General features: G+C 63.5%; 4 protein-coding genes. 3 read left to right on the plus strand and 1 reads right to left on the minus strand.

Features of this window, described 5'->3' with window-relative positions; translation table 11 throughout:
* Positions 1-772: stage II sporulation protein M (locus ABJF10_RS29585; protein ID WP_348548201.1), on the plus strand; the 772-nt coding region annotated here is incomplete at its 5' end.
* On the plus strand, positions 769-1,569 hold the full coding sequence (locus ABJF10_RS29590; protein ID WP_348548202.1) for an RDD family protein: 801 nt from the start codon (positions 769-771) through the stop codon (positions 1,567-1,569). The genes ABJF10_RS29585 and ABJF10_RS29590, both read left to right, overlap by 4 nt.
* A 147-nt stretch (positions 1,570-1,716) precedes the next feature.
* Here ABJF10_RS29590 and ABJF10_RS29595 read toward each other — a convergent pair whose 3' ends face one another.
* Positions 1,717-3,585 (minus strand): trypsin-like peptidase domain-containing protein, encoded by a 1,869-nt coding sequence (locus tag ABJF10_RS29595; RefSeq protein WP_348548203.1) that lies wholly within the window; start codon positions 3,583-3,585, stop codon positions 1,717-1,719.
* A 349-nt stretch (positions 3,586-3,934) separates the two neighbouring features.
* Here ABJF10_RS29595 and ABJF10_RS29600 point away from each other — a divergent pair.
* Positions 3,935-4,395, plus strand: a 461-nt coding sequence (locus tag ABJF10_RS29600; protein ID WP_348548204.1) for a hypothetical protein, incomplete at its 3' end; no start/stop codon positions are given.

A 4,395-nucleotide genomic window follows, 5' to 3' on the forward strand; every position in this document is an offset into this window, starting at 1 on the left:
CCACGAGACGCGGGTGCGCGGCCGCCGCTTCCGGCCGATCCATTGGTTCCTCAATGAATTTCCGCGCGCCTTTCGCCGACAATCCGGCGCGTTTGCCATGGCGGTCATCATCACGGTCGTGGGCATGCTTTTCGGCGGCATCGCCACGGCGTTCGATGAGGAGGCGAAGGAATCCATCGTGCCCGCGCAATTCGCCCACCTCATGGGCGATCCGGCCAAACGCGTCGCCGAAGAAGAAAAGGCGAAGGAGGACCGCCTCGGCGGGCACCACTCGTACTTTGCGTCGATGCTCATGGTGAACAACATCCGCGTCTCGATCCTCACTCTCGGCTCCGGGATCACGTTTGGCATCGGCACGATCATCGAGCTTTTCTACAATGGCGTGATCCTCGGCCTCGTCGTCGCCGACTACATGATCGCCGGGCAGACGATGTTCATGCTCGGCTGGCTGCTGCCGCATGGTGTGATCGAGATCCCCGCGATCCTCGTCGCCGGGCAGGGCGGCCTCCTCCTCGGCAAGGCGCTCATCGGTTACGGCGACCGCGCCTCGCTGAACGAACGGCTGCGCGGCATCGGCCAGGATCTCATGGCGCTGGTCTGCGGATTTACCGTCATGCTCGTCTGGGCCGGCTTCGTGGAGTCGTTCCTCTCGCAATATCACGAGCCCATGATCCACTACTGGCAGAAGATCGTCTTCGGGCTCATGGAACTCTGCGCGCTGGTTTGGTTCCTCTACTTTCGCAAGATCGCCGATCCGGAGGATGAGGCGTGAATCCGACGCTGAAGATCCGCACTCCCGAAGGCATCGCCTTTTCCTTTGCGCTCGCCGGGCCGGTGGTCCGCTGCCTGGCGTGGGCGCTGGATTTTTTGGTGATTATGATCATCCTCAAGGTGGTGATGCTGGTCGGCACGGTGATCGGCTTTATCAGCCCGGATTTTCAAGTCGTCGTGATGCTGATCGGCTACTTTGTCGTCTCCGTCGGCTACGGCATCGTGCTGGAATGGTTTTGGCGTGGCCGCACGGTGGGCAAATGGCTGTTGCGCTTGCGGGTCATGGATTCGCACGGCCTGCGCCTCCAGCCGCATCAAGTGCTCCTGCGCAATCTTCTGCGCTTCGTCGATTCGCTGCCCGCGTTCTATTTCGTCGGCGGCGTGGCTTGCCTCGCGAGCCGCACCTCGCAACGGCTCGGCGACCTCGCCGCGAGCACGGTCGTGGTCTACAATCCCAAGCCGGTCGAGCCCGACCTTGACCAGCTCCTCGCCGGCAAATTCAATTCCTTGCGCCAGCACCCGCACCTCGAGGCGCGTCTCCGCCAGCGCGTCTCGCCCGATGAAGCCCGCCTCGCCTTGCAAGCGCTCGTCCGCCGCGACGACCTCGATCCCGCCGCCCGCGTCGCCCTCTTTTCCGAACTCGCCGACCACTTCAAAAGCATCGTCACCTTCCCCGCCGAAAGCGTCGAAGCCGTGCCCGATGAACAATACGTCCGCAACGTCGTCGACATCCTCTTCCGCACCCGGGGCACGGAAGCAAAGCCCGCCCCGCGCGAGCCCGCGGGCGCCGTCGGGTGAACGGATGACGGCCCGGGATTTAACGCCGAGGGCACAGAGAAATGAGAGAGGGCTGGAGAGGGAAAATGGTTCTGTCTCTGCGGTCCTCTGCGTTCTCCGCGCCCTCTGCGTTAACCACGAGCGGTGGCTATGTTTTAGTTGAGCTGCCTACCTCCGCACCGCCTGGATCGCCGAATTGAAAATATCCGCCAGCGCATTCCGGTCCCGCTCTTCCTCCGTCAGCTTGCGCTGGAAAAAATCGTAGGTCAGTGATTGGTGCGCGGCGATGACGTCGCTCTTGCACAGGCTCTTGAGGTAGCCGATGAAGTTGGCGTTGGCCGTGTCGATATCCGTCTTGCTCATGTGGCCGTGGAATTGCCCCTGCCACGCTTCGATGCGGCTGCGGATGGCGCGGTTATTGGTCATGTCCGGCGTGAAGCGGCCCGTCCGGTCGGCCTCGTTGACCAGTTTGATCAGATCCTTGGTCATGTTCTCGATATTCTCCAGCGTGTCGGCCTGGGCGGTGAACGCGGACCAGTTGATCGATTGCCATGATTTGATGCTGTCGAGCCGATAGCCGAAGCGCCGCACCGTCGGGTTGCTCAGCACCTTTTTCGTTACGACGTCGACCTTCTTGATCGTGAGGTAGGTCGCGACGCCGATGACTTTGCCGCTCTTGAGGTGGATGATCGGGCTGCCGCTGTTGCCGGGCACGAAGGGAGCGTCGACTTCCACGAGGTTCGGCCCGATGCCCACGATGCTGCCCATGATCGTATTCACGACTCCCGCGCCCTCGGCATTGCCCAGCACCACCACCGCATCCCCGATCGACGCTTCCTTGTCCACGCCCTGCATGATCTCAAAGGGCAGGCTAATCGACGTGGCCTGCATGAGCACCACATCGTGTCCGACCGCCGCCGCGGAAGTCGCGCCGATTTGCACCTTGTCCCCGTTCAAGGTCTTGAACGCCGCGCCTCTCACCCCGGCGGCGACGTGCGCATTGGTGAAGAGAAAAGTGCCCTTGTTGAATTTGGCGAGAAAGCCGCTGCCCGAGCCATTCGTGCCCTGCACGAAGACGAGGCTGTCGTGATACGTCTTCACCAATTCCGCCGCGCCCGCGCGATCGGCCGCCGGGACCACGGGTGCCGGATTGACGAGACTGGCGACATTGGGAGGGAGAGCCCCCATGTTGGGCGGCGGTGCCCCATTGACCGGCGCGGCGGCCACGGGCGCTGCATTGGCCCGCGCGGTTTTCGTGGCATTCTGCCGCGCGATCTCCTCGGCCGTGGGCGGGTGTATCGGGAGGCGCACGTTGGAAAGTTTCGCGATCTCCTCCTGCTTTAGCGGGCGGTTGAAGATGAACATGTCGTCCAGGCAGTCACATTGGGTGTTCTCCGTCGGCTTCCGGAAGGTCTTCGCACCAATTGTCCACAAGCGATCGTCGATCACCATCGGCACCTGCCCGCGCATCCCGCCATCGAGGAAGAACGCCATCTGCGTGCCGTCACAAGTGACCGCGACGTGATGCCAGCCGGTCAGGCCCTTCACCGTGCAGAAGGTGCGCTCCCCGTTGCGGTCCGAGCAGGCAAAACGATCCTCCGCGACGAACAGGGGGCAGGCCTCCGTGCCATCCCAGATGACCCCATGATTGCCGGGGCAGGGCAGCTTGATCCACGTGGCGAGGGTGTAGTTCGGGCCGAGTCGCATGGGGGGCATCGCCTTCAGATTCGACATGGGGTCCGCAAAATTGGCGCACTGCCGTCCGCCGTCGTTGAGCCACTGGACGTCACCGAAAAAGACCGCCCCGAAGCCGACCTGCGGCTGGCTGTAAACGACGCTCCCTTTCGTCGAGTGATCCATGGAAATGGCCGCCGTCAGGCTGTCAGCCAGCGGTCCGAGCGCCTTGGCGATTTCGGCCGCATCATTGGCCTCCGCCGCCGGCGCCGGATTCGGCCCGCCCGGAAACTGCCCGATGTTCTGCCCAAAAACCGGGGTGCAGCCCAGCGCCACGAGGACGGCCATTGCGGTTGCTTTCACATTCATACAGGGGTCGGAGCGGGAGAGTGCTGCCGATCGATGCTGGTGACTGGGCAGCGTGCCGGACTCTCGCGCAGCCCCCGGGCGAACGCCAGAAAAATGGCCATTCACGGTCCGCCGCCTGACCGCTCCACGCGTCCGAATCCTTTCCCCAAGGCACATTTTTGTCTTGACATTCTGCTCATGAAATGTTAAACGTATCCCGTGACGGTGGGGAAGGCCGTCACGCCGGAGGGCTCGCGGGGAGGATTCACGCGAGGTGGGAGAAGGGACGGCGCTGCTTGGAGCAGCGCGGGAAGGGAAGCCGGTATGCGCATCGATTCACATCAACCCAAACCACAACCGTACTATGATCACGAAAACCAACCCTGCCCGTCTCGGCAAGATCGCCCGCCTGCCGGCGGACCTTCGCCAAACCCTCAACGAGCGTCTGGAGGACAATGAGCCCAGCCAGCGCCTCGTGGAGTGGCTCAATGAACTGCCTGAAACCAAGGAGGTGCTGGACGCCCTCTTCGAGGGCCGGCCCATCTCCGAGCAAAACTTGAGCGCCTGGAAGCTGGGCGGCTTCCGCGACTGGCAACGCTGCCGCCGGGCTTGCGAGCGGGTCCACGCTTTTGCCGAGGAGACCCGGCAACTGGACGCGGAAATCGCCGAGGCCGCAGCGGAGGGCAACACCAGCCGCCGCTCGCTCATCGACCGCGTGGGCGACCGGCTGGCCCTGACCTTGTTGCAGCTCCTGCACGAGGCGGAGGATTCCGAGCCGGGCCCGACCCGTACCCGGATGATCGTCGAACTCGCCCGCGAGGTGGC

It is taken from the genome of Chthoniobacter sp. (assembly GCF_040003245.1).
GTDB lineage: Bacteria > Verrucomicrobiota > Verrucomicrobiia > Chthoniobacterales > Chthoniobacteraceae > Chthoniobacter.